The organism is Rathayibacter sp. AY1C2, assembly GCF_002931195.1.
In the GTDB taxonomy this organism is placed as follows: Bacteria; Actinomycetota; Actinomycetes; order Actinomycetales; family Microbacteriaceae; genus Rathayibacter.
This window is the reverse complement of the sequence record NZ_PSWG01000001.1, coordinates 121,644-140,373: the sequence shown is the minus strand read 5'-3', so window position 1 is coordinate 140,373 and position 18,730 is coordinate 121,644. Positions and strand designations below refer to the sequence as shown.

Sequence of the window (18,730 nt, the reverse complement as noted above, 5' to 3'; positions counted from 1 at the left end):
CGTGCCCGCGGCGGGTCAGTGCACGATCGCGAAATCCCACGGGTCGGTGCGGGTCTCGCTCACCTCGACGGTGACCGTGGGCAGGGCCTCCCGCAGCGCGGTCGCGGCGACGTCGAGCCACAGCCACTCGCTCGCCCAGTGCGAGACGTCGATGAGGGCGGGCCCGGTGCCGTGCAGGGCCTTCTCGCGCGCCTCGGAGGCCGGGTGGTGCCGGAGGTCGGCGGTGATGAAGACGTCGCTCGTGCGGACGGCGGGGGCGTCCAGGAGGGAGTCCCCCGCTCCCCCGCAGAGCGACACGCGGCGCACGGGTGTCTTGTAGGCGCCCGCGGCCCGCACTCCCCCTGCGGTGGCCGGCAGGAGCTCGGCCACGGCTCCGGCCAGGCGTCCGAGCGTCACCTCCTCGGGCAGGTCGCCCACTCGGCCGAGCCCGACCGACGGGTCGGCGCCCGGGACGAGCGGAGTCGCGCCGGTCAGGCCGAGGCGGGTGGCGATCACGTCCGAGACCCCGTCCGCGACGATGTCGGCGTTCGTGTGGGCCGAGATCAGTGCGCAGCCGCCCCGGATGAGGTCCGCGAGCAGGCGGCCCTTGTAGCCGTCCTCGGCGATCGAGGTGACGCCGCGCAGCAGCAGCGGGTGGTGCGCGACCAGGAGCTGGTATCCGCCGTCGACGGCCTCCGCGACGGTGTCGGAGACCACGTCGACCGTGAGCAGGATCCGCTCGACCGCAGCGTCGGGGTCGCCGGTGACCAGGCCGGGCGCGTCCCAGCTCTCGGCGGCCGCCTCGGGCCAGAGACGGTCGATGACGGCGTGGACGTCGCGCAGTGAGGGCATGCGTCCAGGGTAGGGCCGCTCAGGGCGGGTGGTCGGTGTCCACGGCGCGGATCCCGGCGTCGGCCGCCGCGTCCAGGTCGGCTCGCAGGTGGTCGTCCGACTCCGGCACGCGGACGGTGATGCCGCCGTACTGCTCGATCTCGAGCAGGCCCGCGACTCCGGAGGCGGCGAGCACGTGGCCGCCGATCCCGCCGGTGGTGTCGACGACGTGCGTGCGCAGGCCGGCGACGCTGATCCCCTGGAACGGCTGCGGGCCGACGAAGCCCAGCAGCGTACCCTCGACGCCGGTCAGCCGGACCTCGTGCTGGTCGCGCATCGCGTCCGCCAGGCGGCGGTAGGGCTCCGCCTGCGCGATCGGCCGGCGCAGGGTCGGCGTCTCCACCGCGCGCGCAGGCGGACGCCGACGAAGACGTCCGGACAGGGCACGAGCGAGCGCACCGCGGCCGGTCCGCCGAACGGCGCGATCAGGAGCCGTGGCGGCGCACGGTCGGTGGTCCGTGCTTGCCTGGGGACCATGAACGAGTACCTGCCCTGGGCCGTCGCGGCCGCCCTGCTCCTGGCCCTCCTCATCACGGTCGTCACCGGCCGCCGACGGCGCACTGCGGCGAGAGCGGCGGCGGAGCAGGCCGCGGAGGAGGCCGCGGAGGAGCACCAGCGCACGATCGCCGAGCGCGACCGGAGCCACGAGGCGGCGCTCAAGGCACTGACGCGCGCGCGCGACGCCGAGCGCGACCTCAGTCGGACCGAGCTCGAGACGGCGCAGGAGGAGGTCGAGCAGACCCGTGACGCGCTCGCCAGGACCTGGAGCAGCGAGGCCGTCTCGCACACCCTGATCCGGGAGGCGTGCGCCTCGGCGGGGCTGTCCGGCGTCCTCGCCACGAACGTCGTCTTCGTACCGGTCGACGCGCGCACGACGCGCCGCTTCCTCGCGCAGATCGACCATCTGCTGCTCACCCGGCACGGCGCGCTCATCATCGAGGCCAAGTACTGGCAGGGGGTCGTCTTCGACGGCGTGCGACCCGGTACTGTCCACCCCTCCTACGGCGTCCTCCTCGACGAGGACGCCCTGCCCGAGGCCTTCGCGGTTCAGATCGCACCGGGGACGGTGTCGCGGTGGACGGTGCGCACGCATGTCGAGCAGCACGTCCCCGCCCGGCAGGTCCGGATCCAGGCCGCGAGGCTCAAGGAGCACCTGGCCCTGAACGGTCTGCCCACGCCGTGGTTCGAGACGGCCGTGCTCTACAGCCACCCCGACGTCAGGACGTACGCGCCCGGATGGCAGGGCACGGGAGCGGCACGGACGAGGATCGTGACGGGAGTCGACGAGCTGACGGACGCTCTGGCCGATCTCGCACGGCGCCCGAACACCACGATCGGGGAGGACGCCTGGGGCGAGCTCTCCGGATTCCTCGCCGGATGCGGCGGCCATGTGGAGCCGGTCGGGCCGACGCGTGCGTGACCAGCAGGGGGACCCGGCGGCCGGGCGGGTACGGTCATGACCGGCCTGAGCCGGACAGGACGGCGCCAGACCCTGTAGCGCCGTGAACGACGAAGGTCCGCACTCCCGGAGAAGTGCGGACCTGTTCGGTGGATCCGAGGGGATTCGAACCCCTGACCCCCTGCATGCCATGCAGGTGCGCTACCAGCTGCGCCACGGACCCGTGTTTTGTTCTCTCTTGCTTCGTACTGTCTTTCGCTGTCTCCGCCCGGCGGAAGCAACTCGAATAAACTACAACACGATTCGCGTGAAGTGAAATCGAGCGCTGTCGCCGGGCGTGTTCGTCAGTTCGAGGACGTCGACGAGTCGACGGCGACGGGCTGCTCGAGGGTGAACGGCACCGTCGGGCAGTCCTTCCAGAGGCGCTCGAGCGAGTAGTACATGCGGTCCTCCTCGTGGAAGACGTGCACGACGAGGTCGCCGAAGTCGAGGAGGATCCAGCGGCCCTCCGCACGGCCCTCGCGGCGCAGCAGCTTGGCGCCGGAGTCGTTCAGGCGGTCCTCCACCTCGTTCGCGATCGCGACCACGTTGCGCTCGGAGCGGCCGGTGGCGAGGAGGAAGATGTCGACCAGCGGCAGCGGCCCCGAGACGTCGAGGGCGACGAGGTCCTCACCGCCCTTGGAGTCGGCGGCGGTGGCCGCGAGCTGGAGCAGGGCGCGGGCGGAATCGGTCGCAGTCATGAAGCCTTCAGTGTCGGTGGTGGAGATCAGAAGATGTTGAGCACGAAGCCGCCGATGAACAGCGCGATCGCGCCGACCAGCAGGACGGCCGCGGTGATCGCGAGGACCACCGGGACGCTCACGCCGGCGCGCTTCTGCGGCGCGATCATCGAGGTGCCGGCGGCGTGGGTGGAGACGGCGCTGGACGCCCGGACCGGCTCGGACTCGCCGACGGGCTGCTCGCGGTCGATGCGGTCGACGTAGCGGTCCACATCGGGCGAGTCGTAGAGGTTCGGGTGCTGGCCCGTGGAGCCGAGGCTGCGCGGGAGGTCGAACGAGCCGGTGACGAGGATCTCCCCCGTGTCCGTGCCGACTGTCGCGCCGGGGCCCGTGGTCGGCAGGATCAGCGCGTTGGTGGTGGTGACGGCACCGGTGGCGGCGACTCCGCTCGCGATGAGGGAGTCGAACGAGGCGTCCACCTCCTCCTTCGACTTGCTGTCGAGCTCCTCGGTGATGGCGAGGTGCTCGATCGGCGGCTCGAAGCTCCCGGTGATCTCGGTGGCCTTCTCGTCGGCGATGTCGAGGGATCCGCCCACCGACGCGAAGAGCGCGGTGTTCAGGTGCGGCTGCTCGGGCTGCTCGCCGGCCGTCGGCTGCTCGTCGTCCGCGTCCCGCTCGTCGGAGGCGTCCGCGGACGGCGTCTCGTCGGCGGAGGAGGAGCTCTCGATCTCGGCCTCGTGCACCTCGGCCGCGTCGGCCTCGTCGGCGTCCGCGGTCGCATCGGAGGCGGACTCGTCCGCCTCCTCCTCGGACGCCTCGGGGGCGTCCTCGGTGACGACGTCCTCGTCGCCCTCCGGCTCCTGCTCCGCTGCACCCTCGGGCACCGGCTCCGCATCACGGGACTCGTCGGCCGCCTCGATCACGGGGACCGCCCCGGTCGGCGGGAGCGCCGAGGCGCGGTCGAGGGCGCCCTCGACGTCGTCGGAGCGCTCGTCGTCGGACCGCTCCTCCTCGGCGGGCGGCTCCGCCTCCGGTGCGGCGGCGACCTTCTCCGCCTGCTGCTGCGCCAGCAGTGCGCGCAGCTCCCGACGGGTCAGCTGGCGGCCCGTGGCGTTCTCGGTGGCGACGATCTCCATCGAGGAGGTGCGCAGGTCGGGCTCGCTCGCGGGGCTCGGCTCGACGGGGGTGATCCGCAGGGCCTGGGTGGGGGTCAGCACCGGCATGTCGCCGGCGGTGGTGGCGGTCGCGGTGGCAGCTCGGCGGGACGTCGTCGGAACGGCGGCGGTCGTGGCCGCACCGGCCTCGCGCCTCTCGCGCTCGCGGATCTCGCGCCGGGTGAGCGGCTTCTCCTCGGGCTGAACTGTCATGACGTGCTCCGATACAGGTGGTGCTTCGAGATGTACTGGACGACACCGTCGGGAACCAGGTACCAGACCGGATGACCCCGGTTGACGCGGCTCCGACAGTCGGTCGAGGAGATCGCCAGTGCCGGAATCTCCAACAAGGATACGTCCTGGGCCGGCAATCCCGAAACGTTGAGGACGTGCCCCGGCCGGCTGACGGCGACGAAGTGGGCCAGCTCCCACAGCTCGTCGTAGTCCTTCCAGCTCAGGATCTGAGCGACCGCGTCCGCGCCGGTGATGAAGAACAGCTCGGCGTCGGGGTGCGCGGCGTGGATGTCGCGCAGGGTGTCGATCGTGTAGGTCGTGCCGATCCGGTCCACGTCGACGCGGCTGACGGTGAAGCGCGGGTTCGACGCCGTCGCGATCACCGTCATCAGGTACCGGTGCTCGGCGGAGGTCACCGTCTTCTTGTGCCACGGCTGGCCGGTGGGCACGAAGACGACCTCGTCCAGGTCGAACGACTGGGCCACCTCGGAGGCGGCGACCAGGTGACCGTGGTGGATCGGGTCGAAGGTGCCGCCCATCACGCCGATGCGCGGACGCCGCGGGCCTCCGCTCGCGGCGGACGTCACGATCGCTGGGCTCCCCGCCTAGTGTCCGTGACCGTGCTGGTCGTGGGAGCCGGCGCCGGTCTTGTGCGAGTGGCGGTTCGCCACGTCCCGGTAGCTCCAGGTGACGAAGCCGAGGGCCGTGAAGGCGACGGCGGCGATCAGGCCGAAGACGATCGGGGGGAACGGCAGCTCCGTGTGGGCCGCTGCTTCGGCGAGGACGGTCGTCGCGAGGGACATGCAGTGCTCCTTGGAGGTCGTGGTCGCCCCGGCGGGGCTCCGACGAGTCTACCCGGACGCCGCTCGACGGCGGATCGCCGGTCCGTGCGCTAGGCGCGGACCTGTCCCGCGCCGCGCAGCAGCCACTTCGTGCTGGTCAGCTCGGGAAGGCCCATGGGGCCCCGAGCGTGCAGCTTCTGCGTCGAGATGCCGACCTCGGCGCCGAACCCGAACTCCCCGCCGTCGGTGAAGCGGGTGGAGGCGTTGACCATCACGACCGCGGAGTCGACCTCGGCGAGGAAGCGCTCGGCGCTTCGGAGGTCGTTCGTCACGATCGACTCGGTGTGGTGGGTGGAGTACCGGTCGATGTGGGCCATCGCGGCGTCGAGGTCGTCGACGATCGCGACGGCGACGTCGAGCGAGTAGTACTCCGCGGACCAGTCCTCATCGGTGGCGGGCACCGCGTCGGGCCAGAGCGCCGCGACGCGCTCGTCGCCGTGCACGGTCACTCCCGCTTCCGCGAGCCGGCCGAGGACGGGCGGGAGGAGGCGCTCGGCGGCGTCGCGGTGGACGAGGAGGGTCTCGAGGGCGTTGCAGGTGCTCGGACGCTGCACCTTGGCGTTGTGGACGATGTCCACGGCCCACCGCTCGTCGGCACTGGCGTCGAGGAAGACGTGGACGACTCCGGCGCCCGTCTCGATCACGGGGACCGTCGACTCCGTCACGACCGACTCGATGAGGCCCGCGCTCCCCCGCGGCACCAGGACGTCGACGTAGCCGCGCGCTCGCATGAGGGCCTTCGCGCCCTCGCGGCCGTGGTCGTCGACCGTCTGCACCAGCTCGGCGGGCAGGCCCACGGAGGCGACGGCCTCCTGCAGCAGCTCCACCAGGACGCGGTTCGTGTTCTCCGCGGCCGTGCCTCCGCGCAGGATCACGGCGTTCCCGCTCTTGAGGGCGAGCGCCGCGATGTCGATGGTGACGTTCGGGCGCGCCTCGTAGATCGCTCCGACCACGCCGAACGGGACCCGCACCTGGGTGAGGGAGGCGCCGTTGGGCAGGTTCGATCCCCGCACCGTCTGCCCGACCGGATCGGTGAGCCCGACGACCGCGACGACGGCGTCGGCGAGGGACCCCAGGCGCGCCGCATCGAGGCGGAGGCGGTCCTGCAGGCCCGCGCTCATGCCGCTCTCGCGACCCCGCTGGAGGTCGAGCTCGTTCGCCGGGACGACGCGCTCGGCGCTCGAGCGCACCGCGTCGGCGATGGCGAGCAGAGCCCGGTTCTTGAGGTCGGTGGTCGCACTGCGGAGGGAGCGCGACGCGACGCGGGAAGCGGCGAACCGCTCGGTCAGCGCACTGCTGTCGGGGGTCGTCTGCGGCATCCGGCCAGTGTAGAGGCAGACGACCCCGGCGGCGGGAGTCAGCTCTCCTCGCCGGCCTCCGTGCCGTCGCCCTCGTCGGCGACGCGCCAGACGCCGCCCTGGCGCTCGCGCTCGAGCTCCGCGCGGGCCTCGGCCTTGGCGTCCATCCGCTCGAAGTAGTCCTCGCGACGCTCGTTGCGCGTCTTGCGCCGGTTGTCCTCGAGGCGGAGGTCCGTTCCGCGGGGCGCGGTGATGAGCTCGGCCGTCGAGGTGAGGGTCGGCTCCCAATCGAAGACGACGCCGTCGCCGGGGCCGATGACGACGGTGGAGCCGGCGACCGCTCCGGCCGAGAAGAGGCCGTTCTCGACTCCGAGCTTGGCCAGGCGGTCGGCGAGGAAGCCGACGGCCTCGTCGTTCGTGAAGTCGGTCTGCGCCACCCAGCGCACGGGCTTGGTGCCCAGGACCCGGTAGACGTTGCCGTACGAGCCGCCCTCGACGCGGATCTCGAAGTCCTTCTCGTCCACGGCGCGGGGGCGGATGGTGATGCGCTCCACCCGCGGCACAGCGGCGAGCTCGAGGCGGTGCTTCTCGACGATCTCGGCGAGGGCGAACGTCAGCTGGCGGAGTCCCGAGTGGCTGACCGTCGAGATCTCGAAGACGCGGTAGCCGCGGCCCTCGAGGTCGGCCCGGACGAAGTCGGCCAGTTCCTGGGCCTCGGGCACGTCGACCTTGTTGAGCGCGATCAGCTGCGGGCGCTCGATCAGCGGCACCTGTCCGTCGCCGACGGGGTACGCCGCCAGCTCGCCGAGGATGATGTCGAGGTCGGTCAGCGGGTCGCGGCCGGGCTCGAGCGTGGCGCAGTCGAGCACGTGGACGAGCGCGGTGCAGCGCTCGACATGGCGGAGGAACTCCAGGCCCAGGCCCTTGCCCTCGCTCGCGCCCTCGATGAGACCGGGCACGTCGGCGACGGTGAACCGCGACTCCCCCGCCTGCACGACGCCGAGGTTGGGCGCGAGGGTCGTGAACGGGTAGTCCGCGATCTTCGGCTTGGCCGCCGAGATCGCCGCGACGAGGCTCGACTTGCCCGCCGAGGGGAATCCGACGAGCGCGACGTCCGCGACGGTCTTCAGCTCGAGGACGACGTCGCCCTCCCAGCCCGGCGTGCCGAGCAGCGCGAAGCCGGGCGCCTTGCGCTTCGTGGTGGCGAGAGAGGCGTTGCCGAGCCCGCCCTGCCCGCCCGGAGCGATGACGAACCGGAGGCCGGGCTCGTCCATGTCGATCAGCTGGTCGCCGTCCGGCGACTTGACGACCGTGCCGACCGGGACGGGGAGCTCCATGAGCTCGCCGTTCCCGCCCGCGCGGTGGTCGCCCATGCCGGGACCGCCGTTCTCGGAGCTGCGGTGCGGGTGGCGGTGGTAGGCGAGCAGCGTCGTCGTCTGCGGGTCGGCGACGAGGACGATGTCGCCCCCGTGCCCGCCGTTGCCGCCGTCGGGGCCGGCGAGCGGCTTGAACTTCTCGCGACGGACGGAGACGCAGCCGTTGCCGCCGTGGCCGGCACGCAGATGCAGCGTGACGTTGTCGACGAAGGTGACCATGGTGTGAATCCGTCCGTGAGTGCGTGCGGCGCCGGGATGCCGGCGCCGGGGGGCTGTGCCCCGGTAAACGCGCAAGGGGCGAGCCGAAGCCCGCCCCTTGCGTCCTGTGCCTGTGCGGCCGAGGAGGTCGACCCTACTGGGCGGCCGCCACGATGTTGACGACCTTGCGGCCGCCCTTGCTGCCGAACTCGACAGCGCCCGCCGAGAGGGCGAACAGGGTGTCGTCGCCACCGCGTCCGACGTTCGCGCCGGGGTGGAAGTGCGTGCCGCGCTGGCGGACGATGATCTCGCCCGCGTTCACGACCTGGCCGCCGAAGCGCTTGACGCCGAGACGCTGCGCGTTCGAGTCGCGACCGTTGCGAGTGGAGCTCGCGCCCTTCTTGTGTGCCATTTCTCATCTCCTCGAGACCGGGGGGCCGCAGCCCCGTGCTGTTGCCCTGCAGGGCGATGGCTCGCTCCGCAGGTCAGCTCAATTCCTTTGCAGGACTACTTGATGCCAGTGACCTTGACGCGCGTGAGGTCCTGACGGTGCCCCTGGCGCTTCTTGTAACCGGTCTTGTTCTTGAACTTCTGGATGATGATCTTCGGACCACGGAGGTCCTCGAGCACCTCGGCGGTGACCGTGACGCCCGCGAGGGTCGCCGCGTCCGAGGTGATCGACTCACCGTCGACGAGCAGCACGGCAGGAAGCTGCACGGTGCCGTTCTCGTCGGCCTTGACGCGGTCCATCGTCACGATGGTGCCGACCTCGACCTTCTCCTGCCGACCGCCGGCGCGCACAACTGCGTAAACCACTTCTCGTACCTGTTTCTCGTCTGGACGGAGCGGAGGCCTCGTCCGGGGCTTGTAGGGACGGGGCTGAGCCCCGGTCTTCCGGTTCGTACCCGTCTCCTCACGACACGAGGGAACCGGCACCGCGGCCCGCGCCCCGTGAGGGGCGGAGCGACAACGGAAATCTGCGTGAGCACATGGATCGCGCCACACCAACGGTCAAGAGTACGGGATCCGCGCTCCACGGTCAAACGCACACGACTGCGAAGCCGTGTCCACCCGACCGGCGACCCCGTCACGATAGTCGAGGAGGAGGCGCGTGGACGGACGGCGCGCCGCCTACGATCGGGGAATGGCCATCCTCGTCGACGCCGCGCGCTGGCCGGCGCACGGCCGGCTGTGGGCGCACCTCGTGAGCGACGTCTCGCTCGAGGAGCTCCACGACTTCGCGCGCCGTCTCGGCGTGCCCGAGCGCGGCTTCGACCTGGACCACTACGACGTGCCCGAGGAGCGGATCGACGAGCTCGTCGCCGCGGGCGCGGTCCCCGTCGGCGCGCGGGAGCTGGTCGAGCGGCTGAGGCGGAGCGGGCTCCGCGTCCGCGGGCGCGACCGGGACGCCGAGAGGGCCCGGCGCCGGCTCTCGCCGGGCACCGGGCCCTCCTGACACCGGGTCGCGCTACTGGTCGGCGCGGCGCGGGGTCTGCTCGGGGATGACCGCGACTCCGGTGAGCGCGGCCGTCGTGACGCGCCGGCTCTTCGCACGGCCCTGGCCGGGCTGCTTCGGGGCCGGCAGAGCGTCGAGCACGGAGTCGAGCAGGTGCTCGGCGACCTCGCTGCGGACGCGGCGCGGAGGCGTGACCGGCGCGATCGGGATGTCGAGGATCGGCGCGGCAGCGGCCGGCTCGATCTCCTTCTCGACCGGGGTCTCGACGGGAGCCGACTCGACGGCCGCCGTCTCGGCGGCCTCCTGGCGCGGCTCGCGGTCGCGGCTGCGACGACGGCGCTCGCCCCGGGCGGGACGCTCGCCGCGACGACTCGGCTCGGACGGCTGCTCCTCGGGTGCCGTGGCGGACTCCTCCGGCGCCATGGCCTCGACGGTCTCGGCGGCGTCCTCGACCAGCGCGGCCGCCTCCTCCGCTGCCTGGCGCACGGCCTGGGGGTGGATGGTGCTGGCGGCGATCTGCGCGAGCGCGTTCTTCGCGTCGTCCGTGATGGCGTGGGTGCTGATCGGCTTGGTCGCCGGCGCGCCCTGCCCGTTCTGCCCGCCGTTCGAGCGCCCGGAGGCGGCGGGCTGCTGCTCGCCGCCCTTGCCCCGGCGGCGCTGCTCCTGCTGCGGAGCGGCGGTCGACCGGTGCTTGAGCACGGGGTCGTGGTGGACGATGACGCCGCGTCCGGCGCAGATCTCGCAGTTCTCGCTGAAGGTCTCGAGCAGGCCCAGGCCCAGCTTCTTGCGGGTCATCTGCACGAGGCCGAGCGAGGTGACCTCGGCGACCTGGTGCTTCGTCCGGTCGCGGCTCAGGCACTCGACCAGGCGGCGGAGCACGAGGTCGCGGTTGGACTCGAGCACCATGTCGATGAAGTCGACGACGATGATGCCGCCGATGTCGCGCAGGCGCAGCTGGCGGACGATCTCCTCGGCCGCCTCCAGGTTGTTCTTCGTGACCGTCTCCTCGAGGTTCCCGCCCGAGCCGACGAACTTGCCGGTGTTGACGTCGACCACCGTCATCGCCTCGGTGCGGTCGATCACGAGCGAGCCGCCGCTGGGCAGCCACACCTTGCGCTCCAGCGCCTTCTCGATCTGCTCCGTGATGCGGAACTCGTCGAACGCGTCCTTCTCACCCGTGTAGACCTCGACGCGCTCGAGCAGATCGGGTGCGACCTGGCTGAGGTAGAGCTCGATGGTCTCGCGGGCGTCGTCGCCGGCGATGACCATCTTCTCGAAGTCCTCGTTGAAGACGTCGCGGACGATCTTGATCAGCAGGTCCGGCTCGCTGTGCAGGAGAGCGGGAGCCTGCCCGGTCGCGGCCTTCGCGCTGAGAGCCGTCCACTGCGCGGTCAGGCGCTCGACGTCGACGGTCAGCTGCTCCTCCGTGGCGCCCTCGGCCGCGGTCCGGACGATGACGCCCACGTTCTCGGGCAGCACCTCCTTGAGGATCTTCTTCAGGCGGGCGCGCTCGGTGTCCGGGAGCTTCCGCGAGATGCCGTTCATCGAGCCGTTGGGCACGTAGACGAGGTAGCGGCCGGGGAGCGAGATCTGGCTCGTGAGACGGGCGCCCTTGTGGCCGACGGGGTCCTTCGTGACCTGGACGAGGACCCGGTCGCCGGGCTTGAGCGCGAGCTCGATCCGGCGGGGGCCGCCGGCGTTGTTCGCGGCGTCCCAGTCGACCTCGCCGGAGTAGAGCACGGCGTTGCGCCCGCGTCCGATGTCGACGAAGGCGGCCTCCATGCTCGGGAGGACGTTCTGCACGCGGCCGAGGTAGACGTTGCCGATGAGCGACGCCTCCTGCGAGCGGGCGACGTAGTGCTCGGCGAGGACGCCGTCCTCGAGCACGCCGATGCGGATGCTGTCCTCCTTCGAGCGGACGACCATGACGCGGTCGACGGCCTCCCGGCGGGCGAGGAACTCGGACTCGGTGACGACCGTGCGGCGCCGGCCGGCGTCGCGGCCGTCGCGGCGGCGCTGCTTCTTGGCCTCGAGGCGGGTCGAGCCCTTGATGCGCTGCGGCTCGGTGATGAGCTCGGGCTCGCGGGCCTCGCGCTGCTCGCGCGGCTGGCGGACCCGGACGACGGTGTTCTCGGGGTCGTCGGAGCCGGACCTCTCGCTCTCGCCGCTGCGGCGGCGCGAGCGGCGGCGGACGGAGCCCTGCTCCTCGGCCGGGCTCTCGCGCTCCTCCTGGACGCCCAGCGGCGCACCGCGGGGAGGCAGCGGAGCCAGCTCGACGTAGTCAGGCAGGACCGGCGCCTGGAACAGCAGCGACGGGCTCGGCAGTGCGGGCCGTCGCGGCTCCTCCTGCTCGGCGCCCGGAGTCTGCGGGAGGGCGTTGAAGAACACCGCGCCCGTCGACGTCGACGGCTCGGCCGCCTCCGCGGCGCTCCCGGTCTCGGGCAGCTCGGTGCCCTCGGCTCCGGTCTGGTCGGTCTCGTTGCTGTCGATGATCGTCTCCCCTGTCGCTGGCGCGCTCGACTCGGTCCGCCGGGTAGCCCGGAGGCCACCGAAGAGGCGGCTGATCTTCCTGGCCCCGTTGCGGGGCTCGTCGCGGTCCCGATCGGATCCGCTCGTACTGTTGTCTTCCACCATTCCTGGTGCACTCCTCGGCCGGGTCGTCCGCCGCGTCGTCTTCCCGGATGCTTCTCTCGTGCGAGGGGCCTCGGCCCGCCGCGAATCCTTCCGCTCCCCCGGTCCCGTCGCGCTCGTGGCGCGGGACTCCGGTTGCAGCTGCACTCTCGGAACTGACTATCCGACACTCGCTCCTCCGCGGTGCGACCTGCGGTCGACTCCCGGCGGAGCGGAGATCCGGCGCGTCCATTCGCGGAACGCTGTCGATCTCCTGTGGCCCGGTACTCGCCCGGTAAACCTTCTTCGCGTCGATGCGGGGTCCCCCGGACCGACGGCTCCGATTATCGCACGCATTCCCAGAGGCGCCGATCCGGCGCGTGCCATAATCCCCCGGTGTCCAGCGATCCCGGGGTGCGCGACGCCCCCACCCAGCAGCGCCCCGTCGTCTTCGCCGTCCTGCTGATCGTCCTCGGCGTGATCGGCTGGACCGCCGCCTTCGCCCTCACGAACGACAAGTTCGCCGCTCTCGAGAACCCGGATGCGGGCCTCGGCTGCGACTTCAGCCTGCTCGTGCAGTGCAGTGCGAACCTGAACTCGGTGCAGGGCGCGGTCTTCGGCTTCCCGAACCCTCTCATCGGCCTGGCGGCCTGGATCGCGCCGATCGTGGTGGGGCTGGGCCTGCTCGCGGGCGCCCGGTTCGACCGGTGGTTCTGGGCGGCCTTCAACGTCGGCTTCCTGCTGGCCCTGGTGTTCGTGGGCTGGCTCATCGCGACGAGCGTCTTCGCGCTCGGAACGCTCTGCCCCTGGTGCATGCTCACCTGGGCCGTCGTCATCCCGGGATTCTGGCTGGTGACGCTCCGCAACCTCCGTGAGGGCGTGCTCCCCGTCCCCGCCGGGGTGCGCCGCTTCGCCGGTGCCGCCTACGGCTGGGTCCCGTTCATCACGCTGCTCTGCTACCTGCTGATCGCGGTGATCGCGCAGGTGAGGCTGAACGTGCTCGCCTACCTCTGACGGACGTCGTCAGAGGCAGGCGGCCGAGCGGCTCAGGCGAACCAGAGGCCGAGCTCGCGCGCGGCCGACTCCTCGGAGTCGGACCCGTGCACGAGGTTCTGCTGGACCTTGAGGCCCCAGTCGCGGCCGAGGTCGCCGCGGATGGTGCCGGGAGCGGCCGTGGTCGGGTCGGTGGTGCCGGCGAGGGCGCGGAAGCCCTCGATCACACGGTCGCCCGCGATGCGCAGGGCGACGATCGGGCCGCTCTCCATGAACTCGACGAGCGGCTCGTAGAAGGGCTTTCCCTCGTGCTCGGCGTAGTGGGCGGCGAGCAGCTCGCGGTCGGCCTCGACGAGCTTCACGTCGACGAGGGAGTAGCCCTTCGCCTCGATGCGGCGGAGGATCTCGCCGGTGAGGTTGCGGGCGACGCCGTCGGGCTTGACGAGGACGAGGGTCTCCTGAGTGGCCATGGTTCAGCGGTCTCCTTCGGTGGGGTCGGTGGGCTCCGCCGCCCGGCGCGTCTGAGCGTCGAGGCGGGTGCCGGTCACCATGCAGTACGTCCACAGCGCCACGAAGGCGGCGCCGATCACGTACATGATCGGGACCAGCAGGCCCGAGGCCACGATAACGAACTGCAGCACCCAGCCGATGCGGAAGCCGACCGGCCGGTTCAGCAGGCCCAGAGTGGCGACGAGCGCGAGGCAGACCACCGCTCCCCCGACCAGCACGATCACGGGGTCGGCCGCCTTCAGCCCGAAGGCCACCAGGGTGGCGAGGAAGACGATGACCGCCTCGAAGCCGAGCACGATCGAGCCGAGGCTCTCCCGGACGGTCCGCGAGCGCCGCGGGCGTCCGGCCCTCACGCGCCCATCCAGTTCTCGTCGCGAGCCGCTTTGATCGTGCGGCCTACGAGGGTGATCGAGCCCGTGACCAGCAGAGCGCCCTTATCGGTGCGCGCCGCGAGGACGCGGCCGGCCGTCAGAGCACCCAGCGGGTCATCGGCGACGCGGACCGCCCCCTCCGGGAACACGGTGCGGGCGAGCGCGGCGAGCTCCTCGGCGGGCATCGCCCGATCGCTCGGCGCCGTGGTCACGATCAGCTCGTCCACCACGGGGCGGAGCTCCCGGAGGATCCCGTCGGCGTCCTTCTCGGCCAGCACGCCGAGGACGGCCGTCACGCGGTCGAAGTCGAAGTAGCGCCCGAGAGCGGCGGCGAGGGACGCGGCCCCGTGCGGGTTGTGCGCCGCGTCGACGACGGTGCGCGGAGCCAGTCCGACGAGCTGCAGGCGGCCCGGGGAGGTCGCGGCGGCGAAGCCCTCGTCGAGGACGTCGCCGGTGAGCTCCTGCGTCCCGCCTCCCAAGAAGGTCTCGACCGCGGCGACGGCCACGGCGGCGTTCTCGGCCTGGTGGTCGCCGAAGAACGGCAGCAGCAGCTGCTCGTACGTGGTGACGAGTCCCCGGACGGTGACGACCTGGCCGCCGACGGCGACGGTCGTCGATTCGACGTCGAACTCCGCCCCCTCGACGACGATCGTCGACTCGGTGGCCTCGGCCGCGTGCCGCAGCACCGCCTCCGCCTCCGGGACCTGCCTCGCGGAGACCACCGAGGCGAGCGGCTTGACGATGCCCGACTTGGTGCGCGCGATCTCCTCGATCGTCGAGCCGAGGCGGTCGGTGTGGTCGAGGGCGATCGGCGTGAAGACGGCGACCTGCGCGTCGGCGACGTTCGTCGAGTCCCACTCGCCGCCCATCCCCACCTCGACGACGGCCACATCGACCGGCGCGTCGGCGAAGGTCGCGTAGGCCAGGACGGTGATCGCCTCGAAGAAGGACAGCGGCGCCTCGCCCTGCTCGGCCAGCTCGGCGTCGGTCATCCGCAGGTACGGCTCGACGTCCTGCCAGTTGTCGGCGAGGCTCCGGTCCGAGATCGGCTCTCCGTCGATGACGATGCGCTCGTTGAAGCGCTCGAGGTGCGGACTGGTGAACAGGCCCACCCGCAGCCCGTGGGCGCGCAGCAGGCTCTCGATCATCCGGCTGGTCGAGGTCTTGCCGTTGGTTCCGGCGATCTGGATCACCGGGTAGGCGCGCTGCGGGTCGCCGAGGATCTCGACGGCGCGCCGGGTCGGAGCGAGGCGCGGGCGGACGCTCGCCTCGCCCAGGCGCTCCAGCAGCGCGGCGTAGACGGCGTCGGCGGCCGCGCGGTCGGCGTCGTCCGGCTCGAACGGATCAGACATCGGCGGCCTCGACCTTCTCGACGCGGATGATGGCGGTGCCCGCGGGGCCGAAGGCGATCGCGCCCTCGCCGCCCTCGAGAGCCGTGGTGAGCGGAGTGAACGCGCATCCGGTCGCGAGGGTCTCCTCCGCGATCCAGAGCGCGTGCGGCTCGAGCGCCTGCAGGCTCGGCTCGTCGAGCACGACCTCCAGGACGATCCGGTCGCTGACCTCGAACCCGGCCGCCTTGCGGGCGTCCTGCACCGCGCGGATGAGGTCGCGGGCGAGCCCCTCCGCTTCGAGCTCGGGGGTGGTCGCCGTGTCGAGGAGCACGAAGCCCCCGCGCGGGAGCAGGGCGATGGCGCGGTCGTCGCCGGCCGAGCCGCCGACCTCGAGCGTGAGCTCGTACTCGCCCTCGACCAGCTCGACGCCGCCGGCGGTGACGACACCGTCCGTCTCGCTCCAGTCGCCGGCCTTGGCGGCCCTGATCACGGTCTGCACGCCCTTGCCGAGTCGGGGCCCGGCGGCGCGCGCGTTGACCGCGAGACGGGAGGTGACGCCGTAGTCGGCGGCGCTGGAGTCGACCAGCGGCACCAGCGACACCTCCTTCACGTTCAGCTCGTCGCGGAGGATCGCCTCGAACGGCGCGAGCTCGGCGGCGTCGGCGACCACCACGGTCAGGCGCGCGAGCGGCAGGCGGACGCGGAGCCCGGCCTGCTTGCGGAGGGAGAGCGCGGTGGACGAGATGCCGCGGACCGCGTCCATCGCGTGCACGAGCGCCGGGTCGGCGGGGAACTCGTCCGCCTCCGGCCAGTCGGTGAGGTGGACGCTGCGGCTGCCGGTCAGGCCCTGCCAGATCTGCTCCGTGACCAGAGGCAGGAGCGGGGCGGCGACGCGGCACACGGTCTCGAGGACCGTGTAGAGCGTGTCGAACGCCTCCGATCCGCGGCCGTCCTCGTCGACGCCCTGCCAGAAGCGGTCGCGGGAGCGGCGCACGTACCAGTTCGTGAGCACGTCGCTGAAGTCGCGGAGCGCGGCGGCCGCGAGCGTGGAGTCCAGCGCCTCGAGCCGGCCGGTCACCGTCTCGACCAGATCGCGGGTCTTGGCCAGCAGGTAGCGGTCGAGGACGTCCTCGGAGCCGGTGCGCCTGGTCGCCTCGTAGCCGCCGCCCGCCGAGGCGTTGGCGTAGAGGGAGAAGAAGTACCAGGTGCTCCACAGCGGCAGCAGCACCTGGCGGACGCCCTCGCGGATGCCCTCCTCCGTCACGACGAGGTTGCCGCCCCGGAGGACCGGGCTCGACATCAGGAACCAGCGCATGGCGTCGGATCCGTCGCGGTCGAAGACCTCGGCCACGTCCGGGTAGTTGCGCAGCGACTTGGACATCTTCTGCCCGTCGTTGCCCAGCACGATGCCGTGGCTGACCACGTTGCGGAACGCCGGGCGGTCGAAGAGCGCGGTGGAGAGCACGTGCAGCGTGTAGAACCAGCCGCGTGTCTGCCCGATGTACTCGACGATGAAGTCCGCCGGGTTGTGGGTGTCGAACCAGTCCGCGTTCTCGAACGGGTAGTGCACCTGGGCGAAGGGCATCGATCCGGAGTCGAACCAGACGTCGAGGACGTCGCTGATCCGGCGCATCGTCGAGCGCCCGGTCGGGTCGTCGGGGTTCGGGCGGGTCAGCTCGTCGATGAACGGCCGGTGCAGGTCGTCCGGGCGCACGCCGAAGTCGCACTCCAGCTCGTCCAGCGAGCCGTAGACGTCGATCCGCGGGTACTCCGGGTCGTCGCTCTTCCACACCGGGATCGGCGAGCCGAAGTAGCGGTTGCGGCTGATGGACCAGTCGCGCGCGCCCGAGAGCCACTTGCCGAATTGGCCGTCCTTGACGTTCTCGGGGACCCAGGTGATCTCCTGGTTGAGCTCCTCCATGCGGTCGCGGATCGCGGTGACGCGGACGAACCAGCTCGAGACCGCCTTGTAGATCAGCGGGTTGCGGCAGCGCCAGCAGTGCGGGTACGAGTGCTCGTAGCTCGCCTGGCGGAGCAGCCGGTGGCCCGCGCGCAGGAGCTGCGTGAGGGGCTTGTTCGCGTCGAAGACCTGGAGGCCGGCGACCTCGCTGATCTGCGGCAGGAAGCGGCCGCCGTCGTCGACCGAGATGATGACGGGGATGCCCGCCGCCTCGCAGACCTTCTGGTCGTCCTCGCCGTAGGCGGGCGCCTGGTGCACGATGCCGGTGCCCTCGCTGGTGGTCACGTAGTCGGCGACGAGGATGCGCCACGCGTTCTGCGTGCCCCAGGCCTCGGTGTCCGCGTAGTGGTCCCAGAGGCGGTCGTAGCTGATCCCCTCGAGCTCGGAGCCGCGGTGGGTGCGCGAGACGGCGGCCAGGGCCGACTCCGCGTCCGGATAGCCGAGGTCCTTCGCGTAGGCGCCGACCTGGTCGATGGCGAGCAGGTACTCGGCCGAGAGCTCGCGCTCCTCGGGCTCGCCCCTGCCGTCGGCCGCGCCGTTCGGGCCGGCTGGGACGACCGCGTACTCGATGTCGGGCCCGACGGCGAGCGCGAGGTTCGTCGGCAGCGTCCACGGCGTCGTCGTCCACGCGAGAGCGCGGACCGCCGTCAGCTGGAGCGCCTCCGCCGTCTCGCCGACCAGCGGGAAGGTGACGGTGACCGTCTGGTCCTGGCGCATCTTGTAGACGTCGTCGTCCATCCGCAGCTCGTGGTTCGAGAGCGGCGTCTGGTCGCGCCAGCAGTACGGCAGCACGCGGTGGCCCTCGTAGGCGAGGCCCTTGTCGTAGAGCTGCTTGAACGCCCAGATCACCGACTCCATGAAGGTGGGGTCGAGCGTCTTGTAGTCGTCGTCGAAGTCGACCCAGCGCGCCTGGCGGGTGACGTAGTCCTGCCACTCCCCGGTGTAGCGCAGCACCGACTCCTTCGCGGCGGCGTTGAAGGCCGCGACGCCCATCTCCTCGATCTGGGACTTGTCGGTGATGCCGAGCTGCCGCTCCGCCTCGAGCTCGGCGGGCAGGCCGTGGGTGTCCCAGCCGAAGCGGCGGTGCACCTGGCGTCCGCGCATCGTCTCGAAGCGGGGGAAGACGTCCTTGGCGTAGCCGGTGAGGAGGTGCCCGTAGTGCGGCAGGCCGTTGGCGAAGGGCGGGCCGTCGTAGAAGACCCACTCCGGCGCTCCCTCGCGCTGCCGGATCGACTCCTGGAAGGTGTCGTCCGCCTTCCAGTACGCGAGCACGCGCTCCTCGATCTCGGGGAAGCGCGGCGACGGGGACACGCCCCGGCCGAACGCGGAGCCCTCGGTTGGCTCGGCTCCGTGCGGGGTGGGCGGGGTCAGGGGGTAGGTCACGTGCGGTCTCCTGGCAGTGCTGCTGG

At 71.8% G+C, this 18,730-nt stretch carries 18 protein-coding genes and 1 tRNA gene; 3 read left to right on the top strand and 16 right to left on the bottom strand.

The annotated features are described in order from the left end of the window. Positions 1 to 15 precede the first annotated feature (15 nt). Entirely contained in the window at positions 16 to 831 is an 816-nt protein-coding gene (locus tag C5C55_RS00690) for a Nif3-like dinuclear metal center hexameric protein (protein ID WP_104232551.1), read from the bottom strand. A 19-nt stretch (positions 832 to 850) separates the two neighbouring features. After that, positions 851 to 1,213 (bottom strand): acetolactate decarboxylase, encoded by a 363-nt coding sequence (locus tag C5C55_RS16430; protein ID WP_181067712.1) that lies wholly within the window; start codon positions 1,211 to 1,213, stop codon positions 851 to 853. Positions 1,214 to 1,345: 132 nt separating this feature from the next. Between C5C55_RS16430 and C5C55_RS00685 the strand changes: the two genes are divergently transcribed. Then, a complete protein-coding gene (locus tag C5C55_RS00685) occupies positions 1,346 to 2,290 on the top strand; it encodes a nuclease-related domain-containing protein (protein ID WP_146080867.1) in 945 nt (314 codons plus the stop codon). A gap of 129 nt (positions 2,291 to 2,419) precedes the next feature. Here C5C55_RS00685 and C5C55_RS00680 read toward each other — a convergent pair. The 9 genes from C5C55_RS00680 to rplU form a co-directional block, all read right to left on the bottom strand. Continuing rightward, a tRNA-Ala gene (locus C5C55_RS00680) sits at positions 2,420 to 2,492 on the bottom strand. A gap of 121 nt (positions 2,493 to 2,613) precedes the next feature. Beyond that, positions 2,614 to 3,009, bottom strand: coding sequence for a ribosome silencing factor (gene rsfS / locus C5C55_RS00675; protein WP_104223676.1), 396 nt, complete (start codon positions 3,007 to 3,009; stop codon positions 2,614 to 2,616). 26 nt (positions 3,010 to 3,035) lie between these two features. After that, positions 3,036 to 4,355 carry a hypothetical protein gene (locus C5C55_RS00670; protein ID WP_104232549.1) on the bottom strand — a complete coding sequence of 440 codons (1,320 nt, stop codon included), beginning with the start codon at positions 4,353 to 4,355 and terminating at the stop codon, positions 3,036 to 3,038. Continuing rightward, complete coding sequence (gene nadD / locus C5C55_RS00665) at positions 4,352 to 4,963, bottom strand: nicotinate-nucleotide adenylyltransferase (protein ID WP_104223678.1); 612 nt, start codon at positions 4,961 to 4,963, stop codon at positions 4,352 to 4,354. The genes C5C55_RS00670 and nadD overlap by 4 nt, the downstream gene beginning before the upstream one ends. A gap of 18 nt (positions 4,964 to 4,981) precedes the next feature. Next, positions 4,982 to 5,179, bottom strand: coding sequence for a hypothetical protein (locus tag C5C55_RS00660; RefSeq protein ID WP_104223679.1), 198 nt, complete (start codon positions 5,177 to 5,179; stop codon positions 4,982 to 4,984). Between the two features lie 89 nt (positions 5,180 to 5,268). Continuing rightward, positions 5,269 to 6,537 (bottom strand): glutamate-5-semialdehyde dehydrogenase, encoded by a 1,269-nt coding sequence (locus C5C55_RS00655; protein ID WP_104232548.1) that lies wholly within the window; start codon positions 6,535 to 6,537, stop codon positions 5,269 to 5,271. Positions 6,538 to 6,575: 38 nt separating this feature from the next. Further along, positions 6,576 to 8,111, bottom strand: coding sequence for a GTPase ObgE (gene obgE / locus C5C55_RS00650; protein ID WP_104223681.1), 1,536 nt, complete (start codon positions 8,109 to 8,111; stop codon positions 6,576 to 6,578). Positions 8,112 to 8,244: 133 nt separating this feature from the next. Then, the gene (rpmA, locus tag C5C55_RS00645; protein WP_068209107.1) at positions 8,245 to 8,502 is read right to left on the bottom strand and encodes a 50S ribosomal protein L27; all 258 of its coding nucleotides are present in this window, start codon (positions 8,500 to 8,502) and stop codon (positions 8,245 to 8,247) included. A gap of 95 nt (positions 8,503 to 8,597) precedes the next feature. Further along, entirely contained in the window at positions 8,598 to 8,906 is a 309-nt protein-coding gene (gene rplU, locus C5C55_RS00640) for a 50S ribosomal protein L21 (RefSeq protein WP_104223682.1), read from the bottom strand. A 328-nt stretch (positions 8,907 to 9,234) separates the two neighbouring features. Here rplU and C5C55_RS00635 point away from each other — a divergent pair, with 328 nt between their 5' ends. Beyond that, the gene (locus C5C55_RS00635; RefSeq protein WP_104226718.1) at positions 9,235 to 9,546 is read left to right on the top strand and encodes a DUF4031 domain-containing protein; all 312 of its coding nucleotides are present in this window, start codon (positions 9,235 to 9,237) and stop codon (positions 9,544 to 9,546) included. A 12-nt stretch (positions 9,547 to 9,558) separates the two neighbouring features. Here the strand turns inward: C5C55_RS00635 and C5C55_RS00630 are convergent, their stop codons facing one another. Then, the gene (locus C5C55_RS00630) at positions 9,559 to 12,180 is read right to left on the bottom strand and encodes an Rne/Rng family ribonuclease (RefSeq protein WP_104232547.1); all 2,622 of its coding nucleotides are present in this window, start codon (positions 12,178 to 12,180) and stop codon (positions 9,559 to 9,561) included. A gap of 372 nt (positions 12,181 to 12,552) precedes the next feature. Here C5C55_RS00630 and C5C55_RS00625 point away from each other — a divergent pair, with 372 nt between their 5' ends. Continuing rightward, the gene (locus tag C5C55_RS00625; protein ID WP_258072475.1) at positions 12,553 to 13,170 is read left to right on the top strand and encodes a vitamin K epoxide reductase family protein; all 618 of its coding nucleotides are present in this window, start codon (positions 12,553 to 12,555) and stop codon (positions 13,168 to 13,170) included. A gap of 32 nt (positions 13,171 to 13,202) precedes the next feature. Here C5C55_RS00625 and ndk read toward each other — a convergent pair whose 3' ends face one another. Genes ndk through ileS form a run of 4 tightly spaced genes read right to left on the bottom strand, consistent with a single transcriptional unit; the run spans position 13,203 to position 18,704 of the window. Beyond that, the gene (ndk, locus tag C5C55_RS00620) at positions 13,203 to 13,619 is read right to left on the bottom strand and encodes a nucleoside-diphosphate kinase (protein ID WP_104223686.1); all 417 of its coding nucleotides are present in this window, start codon (positions 13,617 to 13,619) and stop codon (positions 13,203 to 13,205) included. A 3-nt stretch (positions 13,620 to 13,622) separates the two neighbouring features. Next, positions 13,623 to 14,012 carry a DUF4233 domain-containing protein gene (locus tag C5C55_RS00615; RefSeq protein ID WP_258060376.1) on the bottom strand — a complete coding sequence of 130 codons (390 nt, stop codon included), beginning with the start codon at positions 14,010 to 14,012 and terminating at the stop codon, positions 13,623 to 13,625. After that, complete coding sequence (locus tag C5C55_RS00610; protein ID WP_104232544.1) at positions 14,009 to 15,382, bottom strand: folylpolyglutamate synthase/dihydrofolate synthase family protein; 1,374 nt, start codon at positions 15,380 to 15,382, stop codon at positions 14,009 to 14,011. Before C5C55_RS00610 ends, C5C55_RS00615 begins: the two co-directional genes overlap by 4 nt. Next, a complete protein-coding gene (gene ileS / locus C5C55_RS00605; protein ID WP_374954225.1) occupies positions 15,375 to 18,704 on the bottom strand; it encodes an isoleucine--tRNA ligase in 3,330 nt (1,109 codons plus the stop codon). Before ileS ends, C5C55_RS00610 begins: the two co-directional genes overlap by 8 nt. Positions 18,705 to 18,730 lie beyond the last annotated feature (26 nt).